A 24,349-nucleotide genomic window follows, 5' to 3' on the forward strand; every position below is an offset into this window, starting at 1 on the left:
ATTTTTATGTTTGATATAAGTATTTCCCAACTCTTGATTCCATTTTCCCGAAGATCCATTCGAATACAAGAGCCATCATCCAGTAAATTGCGCTAGCGATGATGTACACTTCTACAAATCTGTAACCATCATTTGCTATAATTTGACTAATTGCTAATATTTCAGTTACTTGTACAACAAATGCGATTGCTGTACCTTTTATTAAAGCTATAAATTGATTACCTAAATTTGGTATAGCGTATCCTATAGCTTGTGGGATCACAATTCTCGTCAAGATATGTCGTCTTTTTAGTCCAACGGTAACAGCCGCTTCTATTTGTGATTCGTCTACACTTTTCAATCCACTGCGCATGACTTCTGTTAAATACGCTGCTGAATGTAAAGTAAATACAAAGAGTACAATCATTAATGGATGAGCACCATCAGGATCTAAATTCGTCTGCAAAACGTTATTAAGCCATTCTATGATGATCGGCGTCCCATAATAAAAAGCGAATAACTGAACAATGAGCGGTGTTGATCTAAAGAATGAAACAAATACGACGATAAGTTGATTGATAACAGGTAATTTTCTTTTTCGAATTAGAGCAAATATGGTTCCTATAACTAATCCAAAGACCATACTGATTACCGCGATTAATAATGTTGTTGGAACACCTTTTAAAATATCCCCAACGTGTTCATACATAAAAGGAAAATCTATAGCCACATTGCTCACCTCATTTGTTCAGTTTGATAGGGTATATTATACTTTTTCTCTAAAAGCATAACGGTAAATTCTACGATGATACAAATAATCCAATAAATCATACATATCGTCACATATACTGGAAACATGCCTAATCCGTAATTATTTCCTATAATTAAATTAACTTGTCCCATCATGTCTATTAGTCCAATAGTAAATGCGAGCGACGTATCCTTAATTAATTCAATCACTTGATTACCAATGTTTGGCAAACTATTTCTAAATCCTTGTGGAATGATAATGCGCGTTAAAATGACTCTATCACTTAAACCAACTGTTTTACCCGCTTCTATTTGTCCTTTATCAACTGAATTATACCCTGCTCTCATTACTTCAGATAAGTATGAACCAGTGTGCAGTGTAAAGGTCAGTATGACGAAAAATAAACGACTAAAATGATTGATATCAATATAAACCCATTGCAAGATAATAGGCAATGCAAAATACACTAAAAACAATTGCAAAATAAGCGGTGTACTTCTTACAAATGAAACATACAATTTCACAAATTGACTTAATATCGGTACTTCTTTTATTCTTATAACCGCCAAAATAAGTCCTAGTACTAAAGCTAATAGAAGGGAAATAATCGTGATAAATAATGTGATAGGTAGTTTATCTAAAATTTGCATAAACAAATCTGGCCATGTTGTCGTCCCCATATTTCTCCTCCTTATAAGCGATCTTTAATATCATTCAATGACTCTTTGTCATCAAACACATTAAAGCTAAACCATTTTTTCGATAACTGCTCAAGCGAGCCATCTTCTTTTAATTCTTTTGTTGCTTTATCAATATCTTTTTGTAATCGTGTATTTTTCTTGTTATATAGAACGTGAATGGACTCTTTTGAAACAACGCCACCTACTTTAACATCTGCATTTAATTCTTTTTGAATCGCTTGATAAGTTGTTAAATTCAAGAACATCGCGTCTCTACGTTTTGATTCAATCATTTTAAAGTTTTCACCATTAGATACTTTATGAATTTCATCAATATCTATCGGTTGTTTATGCGACTTATTATATCCAGTAAGAATCGAATACAATCCACCACTCGGCGCCATTGGTGTCAGTCTTTTGTTATGTAAATCATCTAATGATTCAATATCATGAGTGTCGTTATGTACGATAAGCGTCGTTAAAGAATATACATAAGGTTCTTTTTGATATAAAAACTTCTGTTCTCGTTCTGGTGTTTTGAAGAACCAATTGATGCCCATATCAAATTTACCTACACCGATACCTACCACGTTAGACTCTTCCTCACCAAATTCATATTGAAAATCATATTGTGGCAACTTCTTTTCAAGCATTTTCATATAATCCATATCGTATCCAATAGGATTATTGTCGCTATCTGTATATAAAAACGGCGGATTAACTTCCGCTGACAATGCCACTTTAATTACTTTTTTATGATCATTTTCTTTCGTAATAGGTCCGCAACCAGATAATGAAATGATTAACAAACTTACAATTAAGAATTTAATATACCTCATTTCTTACCTCCTACGATCCAACAGTTGATGTTAAACGACTTAAAAATCTTCTTGTACGTTCAGATGAAGGATTATCTATTACAGATTCAGGTGTGCCTCTTTCGATAATTTCTCCATTATCCATAAATAAGACTTGGTCAGATACTTCTTTAGCAAACTGAATTTCATGTGTCACAATGACCATCGTTCTACCTTCACTGGCAATCTCTTGAATAATATTTAACACACCTTGAACTGATTCAGGATCTAATGCTGAAGTCGGCTCATCTAATAAAAGTACTTCCGGTTCGATACTTAATGCTCTAACGATACCTACACGTTGTTGCTGACCGCCAGACAATTGTACTGGATAAGCATCTGCTTTATCTTCCAGTGAAACTTTCTCTAAATATTTCATAGCTTTCACATTCGCTTCTTTTTTATTCATACCTTGCCCATATATCAAACCTTCAGTGATATTTTCTAAAATGGTACGATTTTTAAAAAGATTATAATGTTGAAATACCATTGCTGATTGACTTCTTAAACGCGTGATATCTTGTTTACTAAAATTCTCAATATTAAACAACGTATTTCCTAATTCAATGACACCTTTATAAGGTGTTTCAAGCATATTTAAACTTCTTAATAAAGTGGTCTTCCCTGAACCGCTCGGCCCTATAATCGTTGTAACGGTCCCCGTTTCTTGTTCAAAACTAATATCTTTCAAAATCTCATTAGTATCAAACCTATGATGCAATCCTTCAACATTAATCAACCCATTCACTCCCGAACAAAATATTAAGTTGAATTTATCACAACTATTCATATAAGTAAAGTCGGTTTTAATTTAAAATACTATATTCGCGCTTTTCACAAAAATTTTCTTATCTTTTTACTCGGATTAGATTGAATTTTAAAAATTGTCTGACTATAATGGCATATATAACTTAAGGAGGTTTTTATTTATGACACAAGAAAATTGGAATAAAGAAACACTCGCAATTCACGGTGGTCAAGTACCTGATCCAGTTACTGGTTCAACAGCAGTTCCCATCCACCAAACGACTTCTTTCACATTTAAATCTACAGAACATGCTAAAAACTTATTTGCTTTAGCAGAAGATGGAAATATATATTCTCGAATTATGAACCCAACTAATGATGTTTTTGAAAAGCGTATCGCATTATTAGAAGGTGGCTTAGCAGCTTTAAGTGTCGGTAGTGGACAAGCCGCTATTACTTTAAGCATTTTAAACATAGCGGAAAATGGTTCCGAAGTTGTCGCATCAACTAATTTATATGGTGGTACATATAATTTATTTGCCGTTACATTAAAGAAATTTGGTATTAAAGTACATTTTGTAGACCCAGATGATCCAGCGAATTTTGAAGCTGCAATAAATGAAAATACTAAACTGATCTTCGCTGAAACAATCGGTAATCCACGTATAGATGTGTTGGATATCGAAGCTGTCGCTGAAGTTGCGCACAAAAATGGCATTCCTCTAATAGTCGATAATACATTTGCATCACCTCACCTATTACAACCTATTAAATACGGTGCGGATATCGTTGTACATTCAGCTACTAAATTTATCGGAGGTCACGGAACTTCTATCGGAGGCGTGATTGTAGATAGTGGTAAATTTAATTGGGATAATGGAAAATTCCCAGGACTAGTTGAACCTGACCCAAGTTACAATGGTGTTTCTTACGTAAATGATGTTGGAGCAGCAGCTTATATTACGAAAGCGCGTGTTCAATTGTTGCGTGATATTGGTCCGGCACTATCACCATTCAATGCTCAACAATTCTTAATTGGGCTTGAAACATTACATTTAAGAACTGAACGTCATTCAGAAAATGCTCAAAAAGTAGCAGAATTTTTAGAAGCACATGATAAAGTGAGCTGGGTAAACTACCCTGGTCTTAAATCAAATCAATATTATGACCTTGCTCAAAAATACTTACCTAACGGACAAGGTGCAATTCTAACATTTGGTGTTAAAGGTGATTCTGAATCTATTCCAGACTTTGTAGAAGCACTATCACTGTTCTCACTATTAGCGAATGTTGGAGATTCTAAATCACTTGTTATACATCCAGCAAGTACGACTCACCAACAATTATCTGATGAAGAACAAATCGCTTCGGGCGTAACGAAAGATTTAGTACGTCTATCCGTCGGTACAGAATCTAGTGATGATATTATTAAAGACTTAGAACAAGCTTTAAATAAAATTAAATAACTTTCAAAAACATCCGAAGTTAATATAAAACGAGCGCAAATTCTTTAAAAATAAGAATTTGCGCTTTTTTAAGTTTATCTTTATGAGTCTTCGTGCGTTTAGCTCGGATTTCACTTGGCTTACCCCTCGTGATTTTATCAAGTCAGTGCTCACATGCTTCTCTTCCAAAATATTCAAAGAAGTTAAAAGAAAATGTAGCTCAAGATTATTTAAATAAAGGTATTTCGCTAGAAGGTTTAGATATTAGATATAACATAAGAAGTAAATCAACTTTACGTCAGTGGATAATTCAGTATACTAAGGGTAAGAAAAATAAATCACATGAACCCGAGGTGTCTATCGTGAATACTAAAAAAACGACATTAGAAGAAAGAATTGAGATTGTAAAATATTGCTTAGATCACAATATAACGTGCAAAGAAGCTTCTGAAAAATTCAATTTAAAATATAGCCAACTTTACAGTTGGATTCAAAAGTATAAAGAACATGGTGAAGATGGTCTTATTGATGGCCGAGGCAAAAGTAAACCACAAAGCATCATGACACCAGAAGAAGAGTTGAATGCGCGTATAAAAGTACTTGACGAAAGAAATAAATATTTAGAAATGGAAAACGAAGTATTAAAAAAAGAGGAAGAGATAGAGAGGCAGTTGATGAAAGAAAAATCAGGCAAAAAGCATCGTACAAAACGATCAAATCACTAAAAAATACTTATCCTATAGTATGGTTATGCCAAGAACTAGAAATTTCTAGAGCGAGTTATTATAAGTGGATGAATCAAAAGACCCCAAATGATAAGTAGCAAAAAAATCTTTATAATCTTTCCTCACGATTTTGCAAAGTGCTGACGCCCCGGGGAATAGTACGCGAGAGAGACTACAAGCTCGAACCATACCCCTAGGCAAGCATGCACTTTCAAAATCGTAATATTTTAAAACATACAGAGCTCCTATGTTGCTTGTTTCGTCAGTCTTGCAACTTACAGAGCTTCTATGTTGCTTGTTTGCTAAGTCTTGCAACTTACAGGCATTCTATGTTGCTTGTTTCGTCAGTCTTGCAACATTCAGAGCTTCTATGTTGCTTGTTTCGTAAGTCTTGCAACTTACAGAGCTTCTATGTTGCTTGTTTCGTCAGTCTTGCAACATTCGGACCTCCTATGTTGCTTGTTTCGTAAGTCTTGCAACATTCGGACCTCCTATGTTGCTTGTTTCGTCAGTCTTGCAACATTCGGACCTCCTATGTTGCTTGTTTCGTCAGTCTTGCAACTTACAGAGCTTCTATGTTGCTTGTTTCGTCAGTCTTGCAACATTCGGACCTCCTATGTTGCTTGTTTGGTGAGTCTTGCAACTTTCAGTGCTCCTATGTTGCTTGTTTCGTCAGTCTTGCAACTTTCAGTGCTCCTATGTTGCTTGTTTCGTCAGTCTTGCAACTTACAGGCCTTCTATGTTGCTTGTTTCGTCAGTCTTGCAACATTCAGCATGTATTTAAAAGAACAAACGAAAAATATAAGAAAAATGAATTTCCTCCACGATTTTGCAAAGTGCTGACGCCCGGGGGGATAGTATGAGTGAGAGACTACAGGCTCGAACCATACCCCCAGGCAAGCATGCACTTTCAAAATCGTGAGATTTTAATATTTATAAATTTGTCCCAACCTCAATCATTATTTTGACACCCACTTCATTAGCATTTGATAGCTGTGAGTCAACTGAACTGAATAATTTTTATTTTTTTGATAACATTTAAGTATCATATGTATCGAAAAGGAGAACAAAACAATGAAACAATCTGTATACGATTTAACACAGCAACACCGATCTATACGTCAGTTTAAAGATGAACCTCTATCAAAAGAAACTGTACAAAAATTAGTCGAAGCTGGACAAATGGCTTCTACTTCTAGTTATGTACAAGCATACTCCATAATCGGTGTTACTGATCCTGACATTAAACAAGCTTTAAAAGAAGTTTCAGGACAGCAACATGTAGTAGACAATGGCTACTTATTCGTTTATGTAATTGATTATTATAGACATAGCTTAATAAACAATGAAACTAAAGGAAATATGGAAACAAGCTTTGAATCTGCTGAAGGTCTTTTAGTAGGAACGATAGATGTTGCATTAGCAGCACAAAATGTCGCATTAACAGCTGAAGATATGGGACTTGGTATCGTTTATTTAGGTTCATTACGAAATGATGTTGAGCGCGTAGGAGAAATATTAGGCTTACCTGAGCACGTCTTCCCACTATTCGGAATGGCAGTAGGCGTACCAAGTGACGACGAACAAGGGTCTCCAAAACAACGATTACCATTCGAACACGTCTTTCATGAGAACCAGTACAATTCAGACAAAACACAACAATTAGAACAAATTAAACAATACGACAAAGAAATTCAAGATTATTATCAAAAACGCACAAACGGTAAACGCTCAGAATCATGGTCAGAGCAAATCAGAAAAATGATGAGCAAGAAAACAAGACCAGACATATTAGAGAAACTGAACGTTAAAGGCTTTATGAAAAAATAAAGGGCATATAAAAATAGATCGCTTCATTAGGTTATAGCCTAGTGAAGCGATCTTTTTATTTTAAAATCTCACGAAGTCTCAACATGATGTTCATTCCATCAGACTCTTCGTTTTTATGATATTTTCTCTTCTATTCTACCATCACTTAATTTTATAACTTTATCTGCGAATTCAAATATTCTTTCATCATGTGTAATCATAATGCCTATTGAATTATTTTCTTTCACATTATTTCTAATCATTTTTGCTACTTCAATTGCTCTTTTTGAATCTAAACTTGCAGTTGGTTCATCTGCTAATATCATTTTTGGATGGTTCATCCATGCTCTCATTATCGCAACACGTTGTTTTTCCCCACCAGACAATGCGTTTGGATATGCTTTTAATCTATGTGACAAACCTATTTCTGTTAATAGTTTTTCCGCTCTGTCTTTAGCTTCTTTTTTACCCATTCCAGCCATTTGACCGACGTAAGTAAGTTGGTCTGTTACATTTAAATAAGGTATTAAATGTGATGATTGGAAGATGAATCCTATTTGGTTAAGTCTCATATCTGTCAATTTTTTATCTGATAAGTCTACATAGTCTAAATCATCTAATGTTATTTTACCTGAGCTCTTACCTAGAAGTCCTCCAATAATTGACAATAATGTTGATTTTCCTGATCCAGATGCCCCGTTTAATACAATGAGTTCACCTTTTTCTGCTGTAAATGTAATATCATTTAACACTTGTGTTTTGGCTTCTTTTTCTCCAAATGATTTTGTAACATGTTCAACAACTAGTCCCATAATTATTCTCCTCCTATAGCTTCTAATGGTTCAATTTTCATAACTTTGATAAGTGATAATACGGCTCCGATTAATGAAACGACGATGAATACTGCAACCATCAATAACATCAAGTTAGTATCTAAGTAGAATGGCATTGATACTGGCATAACGCCTCCTAAAATGAATATGATAGCGATGGCTAATGCGACACCGATTAATGTAATCATTAAGATTTGTAGCATTAACGAAGCAATCAACGCTTTATTTTTAGTGCCTATTGCTTTTAAAATTCCAAATTGACTTGTTTTTTGAATTGTCATGACGTAGAAGAATGCTGTAATGACAATTGCTGATATAACGAATAAGAATACGATCATCAAGTTTAATGGCTGTTGTTCTGCATTGTAACTTGGAATGTCATTTAACATATCATCTTGTGAAATGACTTTTACATCATCTAATTTGTTGATTTCATCTTTTTGATTGTCATTCAAGTTGTCGTAAGCAATCACTGAAATATGATTACCTTTTAAATCTTTCATTCCATCTTCATTAACGTATGCCATTGAAGTATGTGAGAACATAATGTTGTCAGCGAATCCAGAGATTTTAAACGTTTGATCTTCATCTGCTAGTTTAATATTGTCTCCCACATTAAAACCTTCTGCTTTTAGTTTTTCATTTAACAATACTTCATGATTGCTTTTTGGTAAGTGACCTTCTGAAGGTTTAGGCTGAATATCTTTTGTAAGTTGTGTAAACATTAAATCTGCTTTACCACTGTCTGTTTCAACTTTCTGCATGGCCGTTTTGATTGTGTCACCTTTAGCCACATTGTTAACATCTTGATTTGTTTGTTTTGTTATATTGGATTGGCTTAAATTATTATCTGCGTCGCTCGCGATAACATATTCACTTTTATTCCATTGTTCAACTCCCGAAACGTTTTCTTTCGCTAATCCTTGTGCTAATGCTGAAATAAATAATACTAGGAATGCTAGTAAGAATAGAATTAAAGTAACAAGCAAGTATTTAAATTTGTAATAAGTAAGTTCTTTAAGTGCTAATTTCATGTTTATCCGTCCCTCTCTCTTAATGTATATCTATATAATAGCGACCTTATATGAACTGAATATGAACAAAATGACATAAAACAAAAAAAGAGAGTTTCGGACATAAATCCCAACTTAAAATAAATCACCCAATCCGTTGGAATCATTTTCGGATTGGGTGATTTTATATTTCTGATTTTGTAAAGTGCATGCTTGCCTGGGGGTATGGCTCGAGCCTGTAGTCTCTCCCACATACTATTCCCCCGGGCGTCAGCACTTTGCAAAATCATTATAGTTTCGGACATTTATGTCCCAGACTCTTAAAATAAGCTTGTTTTAAGTTGATTGAATGACTAGCCGATTTATTAGTTTACTTCATCTTTAATTGATACAATTAAATCAATTAAAAATAACAAGGAGGTTAACTATATGTTGAAATCTACGTGGCAAGGTAAAAAAACATTTAAAGCTCAATCAAAATTTGGTCATGATATTATCTCTGATGCCCCTATAGAATCTGGAGGAGACGATAATGGACCCTCTCCTGTTGAATTAATGTTAAGTGGCTTAGCAGGTTGTACTGGAATAGATGTTACGAACCTTATGAAAGAACGTTTAGCCAAAGTTACAAAACTAGAAATCACTGTTGATGATGAAAGAGAAGATACAACTTCTCGTGCAGTTCGTCATGTCACTTTAACATTTGATGTTGAAGGAGAAGTTGACTTAAAAAAATTAAAGCGCTCAATCACATTGAGTGTCGAAAAATATTGTACAGTTGCCCACTCACTAAAGGCGACGATTGAACCTAAACTGATATTTAATGGCCATGAAGAATCGTTATAAACAAAAATAAAGACGTTAACGATATAATCAGTTAACGTCTTATTTCTTTATATGTGGTGCTCTCCAAATGTAGAATGTCGCATAAGAACTCCACAGTTCCCATTCTTCATTTAGTTTTACCATTTGTTCTTTTGTAGGCTTTTGTTCCAAATTCAAAATGTTTTTCAATGCGTTTTGTAATCCTACATCACCTATAGGAAAAGCATTTTTAATACCTAACGATCTCATCATGACATAATGTGCCGTCCAAGGTCCTATTCCCCTAATGTTTACAAGCGCTTTTTCTACTTCTTTCTCATCTTTCATTTTCAACAACATTTCTTTAGACAACATTTTTGAATGCATTCTTTTAGCGATATCAATTAAATATTCAGCTTTTCTTCTAGAGAATTGCAAATCCATTAATTCTTTCACAGATACTTTAGATATCACATCGACGGTTGGATGGATATAATAATCTTTATTTTCGAATGTTATTTTATCACCGAAATGTTCGACTAACCTTTTTTTAAGTTGATAAGCAAACGTTAAATTAATTTGTTGTCCTATTATTCCCCAGGAAATAGCTTCAAAAAAGTCTGGTATTCTAATTAACCTTAATCCATACAATTCATTTATTAAAGGTCTCAATATCTCATTTTTTCGACCATATTGATAAAATGATGATAAATCTGCAGAAAAATCAAACCATTCTTCAATAAAAGCTACTAATCTTTCTACTTTTTCAGGTGTGACGGAAATGCCATTTAAAATTTCTACTATCAAATAATTTCGATCGTAAGAGATACATAACAATAATTTAATATCTTCAATCTTTACTGCACGGTAGATTTTTTGATCCACTACTTCAAACAGCACTTCATTTTCATCTCTTTTAAAATACGCTAAACATTGTTCATAGTCGAATATTTTAGGACACTCAATTCTAATTTCTTCCATCATCTCACCTCCATCGTTACTCATATTATGAATGATGATCTTTCAATAAACAAATTATAAAAATTAAAATTTTAAAATCTTTTCAAAGAAAATACATGTTATAATTGCAAGTAATTATCAATTAGGAGAGAAAAATATGCCAAAAAAATTATTCGCATTAATCACTGCATTAATACTTATTTTAGCTGCTTGTGGTAGTAAAGATGACGATTCATCAAAAAGTTCTACACATAAATACAAAACAGACGAAGGAAAAACGATAGAAATTCCAAATAAGCCTAAACGAGTTGTTGTATTAACAGCAAACCAAGGTAACTTCCAAAAGCTTGGTGTTGACCCAGTTGGAACAGATGCAGACTTCCCTAAATCTAAATATGTAGATGATAAAGATGCTAAACGTGTCGGTTCAGAAGACATTGAAGCTGTAACAAAATTAAAACCAGATTTAATCATTACTTATAATGCAAATCCTCAAATCAAAAAATATGAAAAAATCGCACCTACTGTTCCATTCGATCATAGTAAACGTACATTCAAAGAAGTACACGTAGAAATCGGAAAATTACTAGGCAAAGAAGATAAAGCTAAAGAACAAGTGAAAGAATTAGAAGACTTTATGTCTAAAGAAGGAGAAGCTGTAAAAGAAAAAATTGGTGAAGATAGCACAATTTCTATTATGGAAATCGGTCCTAAAGAACTCACTTTAATTGGCAAGAACTTCGGAAGAGGCTCGGAAGTCATCTATCAAGGATTTGGATTTAAACATCCAAAAGCTTCAGATAAAGATATTCCAAAAGAAGGCTGGTTAACGACTTCATTTGAAAACTTCAGTAAATATACAGGCGACTATTTACTTGTACCAACTGAAGACGGAAAAGCACCAAGTTCTTCTATAATAGACGGTAGCATTTGGAAAAATACAAAAGCTGTAAAAGAAGATCACGTTTACTATTATCCAGTAAATGAATTTATGTATTCAGACCCAATCTCTATCGAAAAACAAACACAATACTTCAAAGATATGCTAACAAAATAGTAAATTTGTATGTTCTTAGGACATAAATACTCACTCTTGAAAATAAAAATCTCAGACTGTCGACAAAGTCACTTAAAGTGAACTTGTTGGCAGTCTTTTTTTGCGCACACTTTCCTCGGGGAAGGTCTAAGCCAGTAGACTCTCACGCATACAATTTCTTTGCATTTCCCACTATTTACGCATACACTGTATAAAAAAGGAGCGACATTGAATTTTGAATAAACATACTGATTTACGTGTTATAAAAACTAAAAAAGCTTTAAATGAAACTTTAATTAAGCTCTTAACTATTAAAAATTTCTCGGATATAACAGTGAATGAAATTTGTGAGAAATCGCTCATACATCGTACAACTTTCTATAAGCATTTCATGGATAAATTCGATTTATTACAATATACGTTAAGCGAAAACACTAAAGGTTTCTTCAAGTTGGATTTATATGATCGCTTACATAAACCATTTCAATCTATGGAAAAAGCTTTTATAGATAAATTAAATGATGTATTCGATAAACAAATGGATAACAACGACACTGCATTTATCGATGAGCTTATTAAGCATTTCATAGAAGTCTTTAGTAAAGATTTCAAAGATAATATCGATAAAGTCTCTACGCCAACACATTTACCACAATCTTTACTACCTTATATATACGGAACAAATTTAGCAGCCATTATACATTGGTCTGATTCAGTACAAGGTGGATTAGACTTCGAAAAACTAGATGAAATATTTAATGAGATCAATATCATTGGATTAAATGAAACAAAATAAAAAGAACGCAAATTCTTCAAAAAACAAGAATTTGCGTTCTTTTATATTATGCTTATTTTTGTACTAAATTATTTACATAATCTTTGAATTCTTCTTTGTCGCCTTCTTCGATATCTATCATAGCAACTTTACCTTGTGGGAATTCAATAAATAAGACACCTTTATCTTCTATTGTTACAGCTTTAATATCTTGATAGCTGAACACTCTTTTATAAGGTTCGCCGTTCATATCCACGCTCATAATCACACGCTCGTTTGTTGTAATATACGCACCTTTAAATTGTGATTGTTCGCCTACTTTATATATGATGGTTCCTAACAAACTTGGTCCAACTTTTTCTGTAGGATATAATTCATTTTCATCAATTTCATTTAATTTCATACGTTAACCCTCCATTTCGTTACTTTCTTTATTGTACGAAATAACTAGAGCATGAAACAAATATTATGATTGGTCTCTTTATAATGATTCTTCTCTATATACTTTTCTTCTAGAAAGTCCGATTGTAACAATAAAGGCAACGACGATTGCTATCGCCATACCAATTATATAATTTAACCAACTACCTGTTGCAATTGAAATAAATCCTGGTAATCCTGCTGTTCCTAATGCGATTGCTTTTACTTTTGTAGCAGCTACGAAACAAGATCCAGCTCCTGAGCCTACTATTGCACCGATAAATGGATAGCGTAATTTCAAGTTCACACCAAACATTGCTGGTTCAGTAATTCCTAATAGCGCTGAGATGCCGGCTGCTGAAGCTGTACCTTTCATTTTTTTATTCTTCACAATAAAGAATGCTGCCAATGTTGCTGCACCTTGGGCTACGTTAGACATTGCAGCTATCGGGAATATAAATGATCCGCCTGTATTTGCTTGATCTGCAATTAAAGTTGTTTCAATTGCGATAAAGCTGTGATGCATACCTGTAATAACAATTGGTCCGTATAGTAAACCGAATAGTAGTCCACCTATCGCGCCTCCTGATTCATATAACCATGTTAAACCGTCTGATAAGAAGTAACCCGCTGTTCGTGTCACTGGACCTACTACTAAAAATGTAACGAATGCTGTAAAGAATAAAGATAATAACGGTGTCAATAAATTATCTAATGTAGATGGAATGACTTTTCTAAATCCAAGTTCTAACTTAGCCAATATGTATGATGCTACTAATATTGGAAGTACTTGACCTTGATAACCAACCATTTTTATAGATAAACCGAATAATTCCCATGTAGGAATTTTATCTCCATTTACTAAAGCTTTTGGATAATCATAGCCATTCATTAAATCTGGATGCACGAGTATCATACCAAGTGCTGCACCTAGGAATGCATTTCCTCCGAACCTCTTAGCCGCACTAAATCCAATTAATACTGGCAAAAACACAAATGGTGCATTTGCAAAAATATTAATCATCCCTGCCAAACCAGCAAACTGATCATGTACATCTATAAATGATGATTGATCATAAAATAAACCTTTAGCTGTCAGGATATTATTAATACCCATCAATAAACCGCCTGCTACAATTGCAGGTATAATTGGTACAAATATGTCAGATAACATTTTAACAAATTGCTGTATTGGATTTAATTTCTTAGATGATTGGTCTTTCACTTCAGAATTTGTAGATGCTTCTAACCCTGTTAAAGCTTCCATTTCTGCAAACACTTTGTTGACTGTACCCGATCCAATAATAATTTGATATTGTCCACCTGTTGAAAAAGTACCTTTAACAACATCCATTTGATTCAATTTGTCTTCGTTTACTTGTCCTTCATCTTTTAACACAATTCTTAATCTCGTAGCACAATGCGCAATAGCTTCAATGTTATCTTTCCCGCCTATTGCTTCTGTGATATTCTGGGCTTCCTTTTTATAATTCATTGATTTCCCTCCTCAATTGTTACGCTTTTTGGTACCGGTACCAAAAAGTATCAAAAAAATAATTTTTATACATGATACGATTGTAATCGGTTCCAATTAAATTGTCAATGCTCTATAGACGCTATATGAAAATGTTTTCATTTAACTTTTTATCTTCTACTAAAAATTTTGCATTGCCCTCTTTACGCTCATAATACAAAAAATATTGAAATTATTATTCACTGTTTTAACATCAATATTCAGAAAAATTTGAAAACACCTGTTTACTTTTATATAATGGTCATTAACTAATGGAAAGGAGTCCTTTTACAATGACTGAACGAATTTATGGTAATACGCCTTGCTTTTTAGGTGGAAAAAACTTAACAAAACAAAAAGATTATGCCACAGATGTTATCGTATATGGTGTACCTTTCGAAGGGCCATGCACTTGGGGAGATTATACGGGGTGTGAATTAGGTCCTAAACAAATCAGATTATCATCTGCTAGATATAGCGGTTATCTTCCTGAATTAGATCATATAGATGTAAATCAGCATTTATCAATTGGTGATGTAGGAGATGTTTCAACAGTTCCTCATGATGTTGATCAAACAGTAAAAAACATTGAATCATTCGCAGAAAATTTATGGCGTTCAAATAAGTTCTTAGTAGGCTTAGGTGGCGACCACGGCATTACATATCCAATTTTAAAAGGTTTAACTAATACCGGGAAAAAAGTCGGCATTATTCATTTAGATGCACATTATGATAATATGCCACACTATGAAAATGAACAATTTGCACGAAACACACCATTTATGAGGTTGTATGAAACAGAAGGCATTCGTAACGAAAGTTTAATCCATACCGGCATACACGGACCTCGTAATCAGCCAGAAACAGGTAAATTCGCTCAAGAAAATGGCGCTGTTACCATTACTATTAATGAAATTAAAGAAACATCAGACTTAAGAAAATTTGCCCAAGACATCTACGCGCAAGCTAGTAAAGATGTAGATGTTGTTTATTTAACAATATGTAGTGATGTATTAGATTTCGCTTTTAATCCAGGAGGTCCAGTAGATGGTAACGGCCTTACAAGTTATGAATTACTTACGATGATTTACGAATTTGGTAAATTAGGACTTGTTGGAATGGATTTTGTAGAAGTTTATCCAATGCAAGATGCTAATCAGAATTCATCTCACTTTGTATCAACAGCTGTGCTTTATGTATTAGCAGGACACATTAAATACTTAAATAAAGTTTAATGCTGATTGACGAAGGGATGGATTCATATGGCAGAAAAGAGAGAAAGAAGTAAGTTTAGTATATTCGGTCCTGGTATGATCATTACCGCTTCATTTATCGGTCCAGGGACTGTCACAACCATGACTCAAGGTGGCGCAGGATTTGGTTATAGTCTGCTTTGGGCAGTTATATTTTCAATTATTGCAACCATTGCATTACAGGAAATGGTCGCTCGATTAGCGCTCGTTACAAATGAAGGTTTAGGTGAAGCGATTCGTGATATTTTTAATCATCACTTACTTAAAATTATCACTGTCTGGTTTAGTATGGTTGCTGTAGCTGTAGGTTGTGCAGCATATATATCCGGTGATTTATTAGGTACTTCTCTAGGGGCCGCTTACTTACTCGATATACCTGAAAATTTAATCGCTCCAGTAATTGGTGTTGTCATTTTATTAATAGGATTAAAAGGGAGTTATGCTTTAATTGAAAAAGTCATGACTATTCTCGTTCTTATTATGGGTGTTATTTTTATAACAACTGTCATTATCATTCAACCAGACTTTGGTGCTGTACTAAAAGGGGCATTCATACCGAGTATACCTAACGGCTCTCTTTTAACCATTATTGCCTTAATAGGGACTACTGTTGTTCCATATAACTTTTTTATACATGCAACTTCTGTCCATGAACGTTTTAACGGCGTAAAAGATTTAAAATTGGTTAGACTTGATACATTTATCGCTATCGGTCTTGGTGGACTTATATCAGCAGCTATTCTGATAACAGCTGGTACATTAATAGACGGTAAAGAAGTAACGAGTTTAGTTGAGTTATCTGAGCCACTTAAACCAATTCTCGGTGATTTAGCACCATTATTTATGAGTATCGGTTTATTCTCAGCAGGTTTATCTTCTGCAATTGCCTCTCCAATGGGCGCAGCAGCTACTATAAGCAGCTGTCTTCGTTGGGAAGGTGGCGTAAAAAGCAAAAAATATCGTCTCGTTTTTGCAATTGTCATTTTCATCGGTATTATTACTTCTTCTTTAGGGTTTGAACCATTAGAAGTATTATTAATTGCACAAGCACTAAACGGTATTATTTTACCGCTTATTGCAGTATTAATTTTCATTATCTTAAACAAGAAAAATATGATGGGCAAATTTGCTAACGGAATTGTGCTTAATATTATAGGACTTTTTGTCGTTATAACCGTATCATTCTTAGGCATTTATAGTTTAATAGATGCCGTTCAAAGTTTTATGAGTTAATTAATACGAGTGGGACATAATATACCCGTTCTCAAAATAAAAGAGCTCTTCATTAGGTTATAGCCTAGTGAAGAGCTCTTTTCATATGTTTGAATTTTACGATTTTGAAAGTGCATGCTTGCCTGCGGTTGCTTTATGAATATGGTTCGAGCCTGTAGTCGCGCGCGTCATACTATTCCCCCGGGCGTCCGCACTTTACAAAATCGTAGTGAACGAATCCAAGTGAAATTGGGATTACGGTGTTCAATGAGTGCTGTGAATAAAACGCACGAAGACTCAAAAGATATTGTGCGATTTTGGCAAAATATGGATAAAACGCACGAAGACTCAAAAGATATTGTGCGATTCTGGCAAAATATGGATAAATCGCACGAAGACTCAACAGATATTGTGCGATTCTGGCAAAATATGGATAAATCGCACGAAGACTCAAAAGATATTGTGCGATTCAAGTGAAATCTGGAGTGTTAATGTCCCACTCTCATTTCTCCTTATAAAGTTGTTTCTACTATATAGTCAGTAGAAACATCATCACCTGCTATAAATTGATGAGAACCTACTATTTTATATCCGTGCTTAGTATAAAATTTTAATGCTTGATGGTTATGTTCCCAAACGCCAAGCCATAATTTTTTCTTATGTTCTTTTTCAGCGATTTCGAAAGCCTGTTTCATTAATTTACTGCCGATACCTTTAGATTGAAATTGTTTATACATATACAACCTTTGAACTTCTAAATAGTCCTCACCCATAGATTCCGTTTGTGCATCTCCTACATTTAATTTCATGTATCCTGCAACTTCCCCATCTATTTTAGCAAAATAATACCATGACTGTTGATTATGTAATTCATCTAACAGTACTTTATGATTATACGCTTCATCAAAATAAGCAAATAAATCTTGTTGAGACATATCATGTTCAAACGTGTCTTTAAACGTTGTTTTACAAATATCAGATAGCGCTTCAACTTCTTCATCTTTAACCGCTACGATTTCAATTTCGTTCATGTACCCGACCTTCTTCCACAATTATTGTTTAATATTTTTATCATCATATCAAAGATAAGGTTTAAATTAAATATGTTAAACTAATAAAAAAGGAGTGAATTATTTTATGACAAAACTTACGATTTATTTAGCTGGACAAATTCATGATAATTGGAGAGAAGACATCACTCAAAAAGCAGCAGAAAACAACTTGCCATTAACGTTTGTAGGTCCACAAACAAATCATGATCGCTCTGATAACATTGGAGAAGCTATATTAGGCGAACAACCGAACAACTATTACAAAGATAACGCAGCATCAGATATCAATAACTTACGTACACAAGTATTAATGAACAAAGCCGATATTGTCATAGCTTTATTTGGAGATAAATATAAACAATGGAATACAGCAATGGATGCATCAACAGCAGTTGCATTAAACAAACCATTGATTCTTGTACGTCCTACAGATTTAATCCATCCATTAAAAGAACTATCAAACAAAGCTAATGTCACTGTAGAAACAATAGACCAAGCACTAGATGTTATTAAATATATTTATGAATAAACTGTGCTAAAGAATGGATTGAGACTCTAATGAGCTTGTGTTACAATCTTGCTCGTTAGAGTTCTTATTTAAGTTTATATACACTCACTTCACTTTTTTCAATTGCATATGTTTCTTATATTTAAAGTAAACTTTTGCTAATAAATCTGCAATAAGCAACCCAAGTGCGATGGAACTTGATATTAAAGCCACTTTTATCATTGTGATCAATGCCTCATGATAGTCATTGAGAACTAGATTTTTAATAGCTTCATAAGCTGTGCCTCCTGGTACAAGAGGGATAATGCCAGGAATTATAAATAAGATTACTGGGGAGAAGAATTTTTTACTCATAAAGTTCGCCATTATTCCTATGAAAAAACCGCCTATAAATGAGGATTGTATATCGGATTCATTCCACAACAAACTCGATTGAAATGCTATCCACCCTATTGCGCCAACTATTCCTGCAGGTACTAGTATATATTTAGGTGAATTAAATAATATGCCAAATAAGAAAGATACGCCAAAACTAAACACTATATTCAATATGATTGTTATGATCATAACTCACCTCTCAAGAGAAAATTAGCAATACAATACCTACGCCTACACCTATTGCGATTGAAGTAAACGTCGCTTCTAAACCTTTAGAAATACCTACTAACAATTGCCCTAAAAACAAATCTTGTATTGCATTTGTAATCAATACGCCGGGGACTATAGGCATTACTGCTGATATAATGGCAATATTCAATGTATCTCCACCTAATAGCATTTGATTATATACAGCAATTAAAGCAATTGCGCAAGCCGCAACGATTTCTGCGATAAACTTCACGCTCGTCCATGAATGTAATAATTCTACTATACAATAGCCTATTGCACCTGCAATAAAGGTCGCAATGATATCTTCTTTCGCACCACTGAATAAATATGAGAAAAATACTGAAATGAGACCAGCAGCTATCATTTTAAATGGAAGTGAATATGGTAATGGAGATTCATGTATAGTACGAATTCTCTTTAACGCTTCTTCAGCTGTTATTTGTCCTTTTTCTAACATTCTCGACACATTATTTACATAATGAATATCTCCCAAGTTAGTATCTCTTTTTTTCACTCTATAAACTCTTATATTATCATCTATATCTAATGCAAAGTTTATAATAGTAGAACTTACATAACATTGATTATTAGGATAACCTAAATGCTTAGCCATTCTAAACATCGTATCCTCTACACGAAACGCCTCTGAACCCGCTTCTAAAAGAACTAGCCCTGCATTCATGACTATTTCTTGAACTAATTCTTTTCGATAATGTTGCTGATTCATACTATACACACCTCGTTTCTTCGTTACATCTATAATAGAATATCAAATAATAGATTACAATTTAACTCTAAATACAATAAAATACAAAATTTTATATTGATTCTAACAAAAATTCACTAAAACACTATTGCGTAACATATTTTCTTCTATTTTATGAACATTTCTGATACAACTTGACTTTACATACAATTCATAATAGGCTTAATTTTGACGTAAGGAGGATGATAAAATGGATTTACCACCAATCAATAAGCAGCTTGGTTTCTTATTATATGTTGCGTCAAAAGAACTCATTAAAAAATATACACCAATGTTGAAAAAATATAACTTAACTTATACCGGTTATATCGTTCTTGTAGCTATAGATAAAAACGAAGTCATCAATATTAAAACTTTAGGCGATAGACTATATTTGGATTCTGGCACTTTAACACCACTTTTAAAAAAACTTGAAGAAAAAGGATTCATTAACCGTGAAAGAGCGATTAATGATGAAAGAAATTTACGAGTTTCTCTTACTGAAGAAGGCATTGAAACACAAGGTCAAATTTCAGAAGAAGTATTAAAAGTATTTAAAGAACTAGATATGGATTATGAAGACATCACAGAATTAAGAGATTCTATAGAAAAATTTATTCAAACGAATCTGAATAAAAATTTATCTGAATAACTCATGTATAAACTAAATCCCACCATTATTATTTTGGTGGGATTTAGTTTATCTGTTGTGAGTATGGTATGGACACGTGATAATATGGTCATCTATAATACCGATACTTTGCAAAAATGAATACACAATTTTCGGACCAACAAATTTAAACCCTAATTTCTTCAAATCTTTACTTAGTTTTATCGAAAATTCAGTTTCTGCAGGTACATCATTGATACGCTGCCACTTATTGATAATAGGTTGACCATCTACGTAAGACCATAAAAAGTCTGCTAAACTTCCATATTCTCGTTGAATATTTTGAACAATTATTGCATTATTTCTGACAGATTGAATTTTACCTTTATGTTTTATAACATTATATTCTGTTCTAATGTTCTCTAATTCTTCGTCTGTTAATTGCGCACACTTTTCTATATCAAACTGTTTAAACGCCTCTTGATACGCTTCACGCTTTTGTATAACTGTTTCCCATGATAATCCTGCCTGCGCACCTTCTAAAGAAAGCAATTCAAATATATATTGATCATCTTTGTTAATTCTGCACCATTCTTCTTTATGGTATTTTTTCATTAACTCACTACTTGGCCATGTACATTCAGTCATTCTCGCTCACTCATTTCATATTTTCTTTTTTATCTAATTTATGATTTCGTACCATAAACATGATAATCGTTAACCCAAATACACTTAAAATGAACATCGTCTCCCAAACACCTAATTTAAAAGGCACGCCTAATGCTGTGTACAAATCTTTAACAACTAGAAAAGTAAACAACGCCATCATTTCAAACTTAATAAAATAAATAAGTAATTTAGCATTTTCTATTTGTGCTTTGTTTGGCTGACCATAAAGTGATGGAACATGTATGTATTTATCTAACTTTGGATTACGCACAATATAATGAAGGATTAACCATATCAATAATCCTAAAGCTGGCATCATAAAGACAAAAGTCTTTGTTGCCCATGCATCTGGATTTCCAGCAAAGTTATAATGACTCGGAATTTTATCGGGCAACTCATTAAAGTTAATCATGATTAATATAATAGAAAGTAACCACATCACAATACTTGATATATCTAGCATACGTTTGAGCACGACATATCCCCCTTTATATAAAAAGAGCAACAAGTACATATAATGTGCTTGCTGCTCTTAAATTTAAACTTTCAAATTGTTTATATAGCTTACCAAGCAAATAATCCAACAAATGCTGCTGTTAACAGTGATACTAATATACCTGAAAGCAACATCATCGGCACATATTTAGATACAAAATTAGATACATCATCTTTGACAATACCTTTTAATGTTCCTATTATCATACCAATTGTCGAGAAATTAGCAAATGATACTAAGAAAGTACTAATAACCGCTGCTCTGTGTGTTGAATATTCACTTATCTCTTTACTGATTGTACTCATCACAACAAATTCATTTGTTACAATTTTAAGTGCCATTTGTTGAGCCACTACCCAAGCTTCCCCAATTGGCATACCAAGTAAAATCGCAAATGGGAACATAAAGATACCAAGTATATACTCTAACCTTATGTCTGGTAAGTATGGAATAGGATCCATAATACCTAATAACTTATTAATCAAGTCTGCAATTGCAACAAATGCGATTACAAACGCAATGATGATCAATACAAGTTTACCTGCATTGATTACTGAATCCCCCAGAAATGAGAAGAATGGTTGTCTTTCCCCTTCGTCAATCTCAGCTACCACATCATCTTCTGGATCTAAATCAAATGGATTTAAAATAGTTGTTACAATAATCGCATTAATTATGTTTAATGGTATTGCAGTTAATACATACTCCCCTGGAATCATTGTTACATACGCACCAACAATCGCACCCGAAACCGAACTCATTGACATCATGGCAACTGTTAATACTCTGACTTTATTCATAGAAGTTAACTGTTTAGATGATACTGCTAAAGCTTCCGTATTTCCTAAAAACATCATTTCAATAGAGAAAAACGACTCAAACTTAGGTTGTCTCGTTACTTTTGAAATAACCCAACCTAATATTGAAATGAATTTTGGTAAAATACCTAAATACATTAAGATATCAAATATCGGTACAACTAGTAGAATTGGTAGTAACGCTGAAACTGCCATATCCATATTCCCTGGTCCTGGCGCTGTGAAGCTACCAAATGCAAATCCAATTCCCGAAAAAGCAGATTCTAAAAGCCACGACACACCATCAGCCGCACCTTTAACAAATTTTGCTCCAAAAGAAAATTGAGTGAAAAACCATGCTAATGCTAAGTTAATAGCAATAAGTATAGATACTGATTTCCAATCAATATTCTTTTTATCCCTAGAAAAAAGAAAAGCGACACCAATGAATACCAACAAACCAATTATATTGATGATTAGAAACATTGTTTATTGTCCACCTTTTTATTTATTAAAAACACCACAATTATAACATGCAAATTAAAAGTATGTTACTACATTTTAAAAACACAATTACAATTTTTTAAATAAAATTTAAAAAGCGAATAAACCTAGACGGCTTATTCGCTTAAATTATTATCATATACTCGTTAAATTCTATTATTTAGGATATTGATCAAATTGATTAATAGATTGATCACATTTCATACTTATAGCTAAATAAACTATATAACCAGAAACCAGTACCATGATTAAAGCATACACTGTTAACACATAAATGTTAGATATAATGAATGTATTAAACAGTAATAACATGAGTATCATTATCGCATCAATAATGCTTAATGAAATAACACATACACGCTCCATTTTAACCCTTCTTTTCTCCATAATATGACTCTAGCTATTAGCTACTTACCTTGCGCAATGAGATACATATTACTACATTCATTCTATGAATTCAATACGTTTTACTAAAAATTAAAAAAAGAAATTTTATCTTCAAAAACTTTCGCAAGCTAATTACTGAAGTACGTAAATCATAATATGATATAGTTTACAATTGTAGAGTCTTTATATTTTAAATAGGAGGCATTATAATCATGGAAAATTATAATTTAATTGATGGACAAGTGTTACCGCAAGTAGGATTTGGTACATACAAGCTAAACGGAACAACTGGCGTACATGCCATCGTAAATGCACTAAACAATGGATATCGAATCCTTGATACTGCATATAACTATGAAAATGAAGGTACAGTTGGTAAAGCCATTCAAGAAAGTCACGTAGATCGCGACCAAATTATTGTAACTTCTAAATTACCAGGACGTTATCACAGTTATGATCAAGCAATAAATGCCATTCAAGAATCTATTTATAGACTTGGCGTTGAATATCTCGACTTATATTTAATACATTGGCCAAACCCTAAACAAGGAAAATATGTCGAAGCATGGAAAGCATTAATCGATGCTCAAAAACTTGGACTTATTAAATCTATCGGTGTATGTAACTTCTTAGAAGAACACATCGAAACATTAGAAAAAGAAACAGGCGTGTTACCAACTGTTAACCAAATAGAATTACACCCTTACTTTAATCAAAAAGACGTACTAGAATACCATAAAGAAAAAGGGATAATAATAGAAGCATGGAGTCCACTAGGTCGAGCATCAGAAGTCATAAACGATGCAAAAATCGGACAAATCGCAGAGAAATATAACAAAACCATTCCACAAATCATCTTGAAATGGCACGTACAAAACGGTGTAGTACCAATCCCTAAATCTACATCAATCGCAAGACAAATACAGAATATAGATATTTTCGATTTCTATTTAGAAACAGAAGACTTAGCTATAATCGATGCATTAACACAAGACAACGGACGTCTTAAAGATCAAGACCCAGCAACATATGAAGAATTTTAAAAAATAAAAAAGCCTGCCAACGATTGTGAACTGCACCCTGTCAAGTAGACAACTAAATAATAAAAATGTATTTTTGGTCGAATTCATAGCTATGCTATAGATTCGGCCATTTTTAAT

The 24,349-nt window shown here is 33.3% G+C and carries 28 protein-coding genes; 12 read left to right on the forward strand and 16 right to left on the reverse strand.

Annotated features, from left to right (window positions below; translation table 11 throughout):
- Window positions 1-4: 4 nt before the first annotated feature.
- The 4 genes from LQ598_RS07225 to LQ598_RS07240 are packed head-to-tail and all read right to left on the reverse strand — an operon-like array spanning window position 5 to window position 3,006.
- Window positions 5-688 carry an amino acid ABC transporter permease gene (locus LQ598_RS07225; protein ID WP_103323065.1) on the reverse strand — a complete coding sequence of 228 codons (684 nt, stop codon included), beginning with the start codon at window positions 686-688 and terminating at the stop codon, window positions 5-7.
- Window positions 689-714: 26 nt separating this feature from the next.
- Window positions 715-1,410 carry an amino acid ABC transporter permease gene (locus tag LQ598_RS07230; protein ID WP_107592754.1) on the reverse strand — a complete coding sequence of 232 codons (696 nt, stop codon included), beginning with the start codon at window positions 1,408-1,410 and terminating at the stop codon, window positions 715-717.
- Between the two features lie 11 nt (window positions 1,411-1,421).
- Complete coding sequence (locus LQ598_RS07235; RefSeq protein WP_107536745.1) at window positions 1,422-2,249, reverse strand: transporter substrate-binding domain-containing protein; 828 nt, start codon at window positions 2,247-2,249, stop codon at window positions 1,422-1,424.
- A gap of 10 nt (window positions 2,250-2,259) precedes the next feature.
- Window positions 2,260-3,006, reverse strand: coding sequence for an amino acid ABC transporter ATP-binding protein (locus tag LQ598_RS07240; protein ID WP_107556664.1), 747 nt, complete (start codon window positions 3,004-3,006; stop codon window positions 2,260-2,262).
- 190 nt (window positions 3,007-3,196) lie between these two features.
- On the opposite strand from LQ598_RS07240, the gene LQ598_RS07245 reads away from it, so the two are divergent.
- From LQ598_RS07245 to nfsA, 3 genes are all read left to right on the forward strand, one after another.
- Complete coding sequence (locus LQ598_RS07245; RefSeq protein ID WP_107556663.1) at window positions 3,197-4,480, forward strand: homocysteine synthase; 1,284 nt, start codon at window positions 3,197-3,199, stop codon at window positions 4,478-4,480.
- A gap of 128 nt (window positions 4,481-4,608) precedes the next feature.
- On the forward strand, window positions 4,609-5,184 hold the full coding sequence (locus tag LQ598_RS13890; RefSeq protein ID WP_239745394.1) for a helix-turn-helix domain-containing protein: 576 nt from the start codon (window positions 4,609-4,611) through the stop codon (window positions 5,182-5,184).
- Window positions 5,185-6,258: 1,074 nt separating this feature from the next.
- Entirely contained in the window at window positions 6,259-7,014 is a 756-nt protein-coding gene (gene nfsA, locus LQ598_RS07255; protein ID WP_107556660.1) for an oxygen-insensitive NADPH nitroreductase, read from the forward strand.
- 113 nt (window positions 7,015-7,127) lie between these two features.
- Here the strand turns inward: nfsA and LQ598_RS07260 are convergent, their stop codons facing one another.
- Window positions 7,128-7,805: an ABC transporter ATP-binding protein gene (locus tag LQ598_RS07260; RefSeq protein WP_016913200.1), complete on the reverse strand. Its 678-nt coding sequence runs from the start codon at window positions 7,803-7,805 to the stop codon at window positions 7,128-7,130.
- 2 nt (window positions 7,806-7,807) lie between these two features.
- Complete coding sequence (locus tag LQ598_RS07265) at window positions 7,808-8,860, reverse strand: ABC transporter permease (protein ID WP_107556658.1); 1,053 nt, start codon at window positions 8,858-8,860, stop codon at window positions 7,808-7,810.
- 408 nt (window positions 8,861-9,268) lie between these two features.
- Between LQ598_RS07265 and LQ598_RS07270 the strand changes: the two genes are divergently transcribed.
- The gene (locus LQ598_RS07270) at window positions 9,269-9,685 is read left to right on the forward strand and encodes an OsmC family protein (RefSeq protein WP_103323053.1); all 417 of its coding nucleotides are present in this window, start codon (window positions 9,269-9,271) and stop codon (window positions 9,683-9,685) included.
- Between the two features lie 39 nt (window positions 9,686-9,724).
- Here the strand turns inward: LQ598_RS07270 and LQ598_RS07275 are convergent, their stop codons facing one another.
- The gene (locus LQ598_RS07275) at window positions 9,725-10,624 is read right to left on the reverse strand and encodes a DNA-3-methyladenine glycosylase family protein (protein ID WP_107556657.1); all 900 of its coding nucleotides are present in this window, start codon (window positions 10,622-10,624) and stop codon (window positions 9,725-9,727) included.
- A 136-nt stretch (window positions 10,625-10,760) separates the two neighbouring features.
- On the opposite strand from LQ598_RS07275, the gene LQ598_RS07280 reads away from it, so the two are divergent.
- Together LQ598_RS07280 and LQ598_RS07285 are read left to right on the forward strand one after the other, a co-directional pair.
- A complete protein-coding gene (locus LQ598_RS07280; RefSeq protein WP_107556656.1) occupies window positions 10,761-11,660 on the forward strand; it encodes an ABC transporter substrate-binding protein in 900 nt (299 codons plus the stop codon).
- A 214-nt stretch (window positions 11,661-11,874) separates the two neighbouring features.
- Window positions 11,875-12,435: a TetR/AcrR family transcriptional regulator gene (locus LQ598_RS07285; protein WP_107556655.1), complete on the forward strand. Its 561-nt coding sequence runs from the start codon at window positions 11,875-11,877 to the stop codon at window positions 12,433-12,435.
- A 52-nt stretch (window positions 12,436-12,487) separates the two neighbouring features.
- Here LQ598_RS07285 and LQ598_RS07290 read toward each other — a convergent pair whose 3' ends face one another.
- Window positions 12,488-12,817, reverse strand: a complete 330-nt coding sequence (locus tag LQ598_RS07290; RefSeq protein ID WP_016912725.1) for a hypothetical protein — start codon at window positions 12,815-12,817, stop codon at window positions 12,488-12,490.
- Window positions 12,818-12,895: 78 nt separating this feature from the next.
- On the reverse strand, window positions 12,896-14,329 hold the full coding sequence (locus LQ598_RS07295; RefSeq protein ID WP_016912724.1) for a sucrose-specific PTS transporter subunit IIBC: 1,434 nt from the start codon (window positions 14,327-14,329) through the stop codon (window positions 12,896-12,898).
- Window positions 14,330-14,640: 311 nt separating this feature from the next.
- Between LQ598_RS07295 and LQ598_RS07300 the strand changes: the two genes are divergently transcribed.
- The 3 genes from LQ598_RS07300 (at window position 14,641) to LQ598_RS07310 (ending at window position 17,289) form a co-directional block, all read left to right on the forward strand.
- On the forward strand, window positions 14,641-15,582 hold the full coding sequence (locus tag LQ598_RS07300; RefSeq protein WP_016912723.1) for an agmatinase family protein: 942 nt from the start codon (window positions 14,641-14,643) through the stop codon (window positions 15,580-15,582).
- Between the two features lie 27 nt (window positions 15,583-15,609).
- Window positions 15,610-16,833 carry an Nramp family divalent metal transporter gene (locus LQ598_RS07305; RefSeq protein WP_016912722.1) on the forward strand — a complete coding sequence of 408 codons (1,224 nt, stop codon included), beginning with the start codon at window positions 15,610-15,612 and terminating at the stop codon, window positions 16,831-16,833.
- Between the two features lie 246 nt (window positions 16,834-17,079).
- Window positions 17,080-17,289, forward strand: coding sequence for a hypothetical protein (locus LQ598_RS07310; protein ID WP_239745395.1), 210 nt, complete (start codon window positions 17,080-17,082; stop codon window positions 17,287-17,289).
- A 35-nt stretch (window positions 17,290-17,324) separates the two neighbouring features.
- On the opposite strand, the gene LQ598_RS07315 is transcribed toward LQ598_RS07310, so the two are convergent.
- Window positions 17,325-17,843, reverse strand: coding sequence for a GNAT family N-acetyltransferase (locus LQ598_RS07315; protein WP_016912771.1), 519 nt, complete (start codon window positions 17,841-17,843; stop codon window positions 17,325-17,327).
- A gap of 106 nt (window positions 17,844-17,949) precedes the next feature.
- Between LQ598_RS07315 and LQ598_RS07320 the strand changes: the two genes are divergently transcribed.
- Window positions 17,950-18,393, forward strand: coding sequence for a YtoQ family protein (locus tag LQ598_RS07320; protein WP_016912770.1), 444 nt, complete (start codon window positions 17,950-17,952; stop codon window positions 18,391-18,393).
- Between the two features lie 84 nt (window positions 18,394-18,477).
- On the opposite strand, the gene LQ598_RS07325 is transcribed toward LQ598_RS07320, so the two are convergent.
- Window positions 18,478-18,939 carry a threonine/serine exporter family protein gene (locus LQ598_RS07325; RefSeq protein WP_016912769.1) on the reverse strand — a complete coding sequence of 154 codons (462 nt, stop codon included), beginning with the start codon at window positions 18,937-18,939 and terminating at the stop codon, window positions 18,478-18,480.
- Between the two features lie 10 nt (window positions 18,940-18,949).
- A complete protein-coding gene (locus LQ598_RS07330; RefSeq protein WP_107592756.1) occupies window positions 18,950-19,708 on the reverse strand; it encodes a threonine/serine exporter family protein in 759 nt (252 codons plus the stop codon).
- 229 nt (window positions 19,709-19,937) lie between these two features.
- On the opposite strand from LQ598_RS07330, the gene LQ598_RS07335 reads away from it, so the two are divergent.
- A complete protein-coding gene (locus LQ598_RS07335) occupies window positions 19,938-20,378 on the forward strand; it encodes a MarR family winged helix-turn-helix transcriptional regulator (RefSeq protein ID WP_107592757.1) in 441 nt (146 codons plus the stop codon).
- A 48-nt stretch (window positions 20,379-20,426) separates the two neighbouring features.
- On the opposite strand, the gene LQ598_RS07340 is transcribed toward LQ598_RS07335, so the two are convergent.
- From LQ598_RS07340 to LQ598_RS07355, 4 genes are all read right to left on the reverse strand, one after another.
- Window positions 20,427-20,984 (reverse strand): DNA-3-methyladenine glycosylase I, encoded by a 558-nt coding sequence (locus tag LQ598_RS07340; protein WP_107592758.1) that lies wholly within the window; start codon window positions 20,982-20,984, stop codon window positions 20,427-20,429.
- A 10-nt stretch (window positions 20,985-20,994) separates the two neighbouring features.
- Window positions 20,995-21,480 carry a DUF1648 domain-containing protein gene (locus LQ598_RS07345; protein ID WP_239745396.1) on the reverse strand — a complete coding sequence of 162 codons (486 nt, stop codon included), beginning with the start codon at window positions 21,478-21,480 and terminating at the stop codon, window positions 20,995-20,997.
- 89 nt (window positions 21,481-21,569) lie between these two features.
- Window positions 21,570-22,784, reverse strand: coding sequence for a NupC/NupG family nucleoside CNT transporter (locus LQ598_RS07350; protein WP_016912764.1), 1,215 nt, complete (start codon window positions 22,782-22,784; stop codon window positions 21,570-21,572).
- Between the two features lie 174 nt (window positions 22,785-22,958).
- Window positions 22,959-23,168: a hypothetical protein gene (locus LQ598_RS07355; protein WP_016912763.1), complete on the reverse strand. Its 210-nt coding sequence runs from the start codon at window positions 23,166-23,168 to the stop codon at window positions 22,959-22,961.
- Window positions 23,169-23,401: 233 nt separating this feature from the next.
- On the opposite strand from LQ598_RS07355, the gene LQ598_RS07360 reads away from it, so the two are divergent.
- Window positions 23,402-24,232 (forward strand): aldo/keto reductase, encoded by an 831-nt coding sequence (locus tag LQ598_RS07360; RefSeq protein ID WP_016912762.1) that lies wholly within the window; start codon window positions 23,402-23,404, stop codon window positions 24,230-24,232.
- Window positions 24,233-24,349: the final 117 nt, after the last annotated feature.

Origin of the sequence: Mammaliicoccus sp. F-M27, from assembly GCF_022387115.1 — a bacterium.
GTDB lineage: Bacteria > Bacillota > Bacilli > Staphylococcales > Staphylococcaceae > Mammaliicoccus > Mammaliicoccus vitulinus.

Bases quoted from the DNA above. Each gene is read 5' to 3' on its own strand.
- LQ598_RS07235 (WP_107536745.1), bottom strand. From the start codon at position 2,249: ATGAGGTATATTAAATTCTTAATTGTAAGTTTGTTAATCATTTCATTA.
- LQ598_RS07305 (WP_016912722.1), top strand. From the start codon at position 15,610: ATGGCAGAAAAGAGAGAAAGAAGTAAGTTTAGTATATTCGGTCCTGGT.
- LQ598_RS07315 (WP_016912771.1), bottom strand. From the start codon at position 17,843: ATGAACGAAATTGAAATCGTAGCGGTTAAAGATGAAGAAGTTGAAGCG.
- LQ598_RS07300 (WP_016912723.1), top strand. From the start codon at position 14,641: ATGACTGAACGAATTTATGGTAATACGCCTTGCTTTTTAGGTGGAAAA.
- LQ598_RS07270 (WP_103323053.1), top strand. From the start codon at position 9,269: ATGTTGAAATCTACGTGGCAAGGTAAAAAAACATTTAAAGCTCAATCA.
- LQ598_RS07280 (WP_107556656.1), top strand. From the start codon at position 10,761: ATGCCAAAAAAATTATTCGCATTAATCACTGCATTAATACTTATTTTA.
- LQ598_RS07360 (WP_016912762.1), top strand. From the start codon at position 23,402: ATGGAAAATTATAATTTAATTGATGGACAAGTGTTACCGCAAGTAGGA.
- nfsA (WP_107556660.1), top strand. From the start codon at position 6,259: ATGAAACAATCTGTATACGATTTAACACAGCAACACCGATCTATACGT.
- LQ598_RS07275 (WP_107556657.1), bottom strand. From the start codon at position 10,624: ATGGAAGAAATTAGAATTGAGTGTCCTAAAATATTCGACTATGAACAA.
- LQ598_RS07230 (WP_107592754.1), bottom strand. From the start codon at position 1,410: ATGGGGACGACAACATGGCCAGATTTGTTTATGCAAATTTTAGATAAA.
- LQ598_RS07290 (WP_016912725.1), bottom strand. From the start codon at position 12,817: ATGAAATTAAATGAAATTGATGAAAATGAATTATATCCTACAGAAAAA.
- LQ598_RS07325 (WP_016912769.1), bottom strand. From the start codon at position 18,939: ATGATCATAACAATCATATTGAATATAGTGTTTAGTTTTGGCGTATCT.
- LQ598_RS07265 (WP_107556658.1), bottom strand. From the start codon at position 8,860: ATGAAATTAGCACTTAAAGAACTTACTTATTACAAATTTAAATACTTG.
- LQ598_RS07260 (WP_016913200.1), bottom strand. From the start codon at position 7,805: ATGGGACTAGTTGTTGAACATGTTACAAAATCATTTGGAGAAAAAGAA.
- LQ598_RS07340 (WP_107592758.1), bottom strand. From the start codon at position 20,984: ATGACTGAATGTACATGGCCAAGTAGTGAGTTAATGAAAAAATACCAT.
- LQ598_RS07245 (WP_107556663.1), top strand. From the start codon at position 3,197: ATGACACAAGAAAATTGGAATAAAGAAACACTCGCAATTCACGGTGGT.
- LQ598_RS07330 (WP_107592756.1), bottom strand. From the start codon at position 19,708: ATGAATCAGCAACATTATCGAAAAGAATTAGTTCAAGAAATAGTCATG.
- LQ598_RS07225 (WP_103323065.1), bottom strand. From the start codon at position 688: ATGTATGAACACGTTGGGGATATTTTAAAAGGTGTTCCAACAACATTA.
- LQ598_RS07320 (WP_016912770.1), top strand. From the start codon at position 17,950: ATGACAAAACTTACGATTTATTTAGCTGGACAAATTCATGATAATTGG.
- LQ598_RS07335 (WP_107592757.1), top strand. From the start codon at position 19,938: ATGGATTTACCACCAATCAATAAGCAGCTTGGTTTCTTATTATATGTT.
- LQ598_RS07310 (WP_239745395.1), top strand. From the start codon at position 17,080: ATGAGTGCTGTGAATAAAACGCACGAAGACTCAAAAGATATTGTGCGA.
- LQ598_RS07295 (WP_016912724.1), bottom strand. From the start codon at position 14,329: ATGAATTATAAAAAGGAAGCCCAGAATATCACAGAAGCAATAGGCGGG.
- LQ598_RS07355 (WP_016912763.1), bottom strand. From the start codon at position 23,168: ATGGAGCGTGTATGTGTTATTTCATTAAGCATTATTGATGCGATAATG.
- LQ598_RS07350 (WP_016912764.1), bottom strand. From the start codon at position 22,784: ATGTTTCTAATCATCAATATAATTGGTTTGTTGGTATTCATTGGTGTC.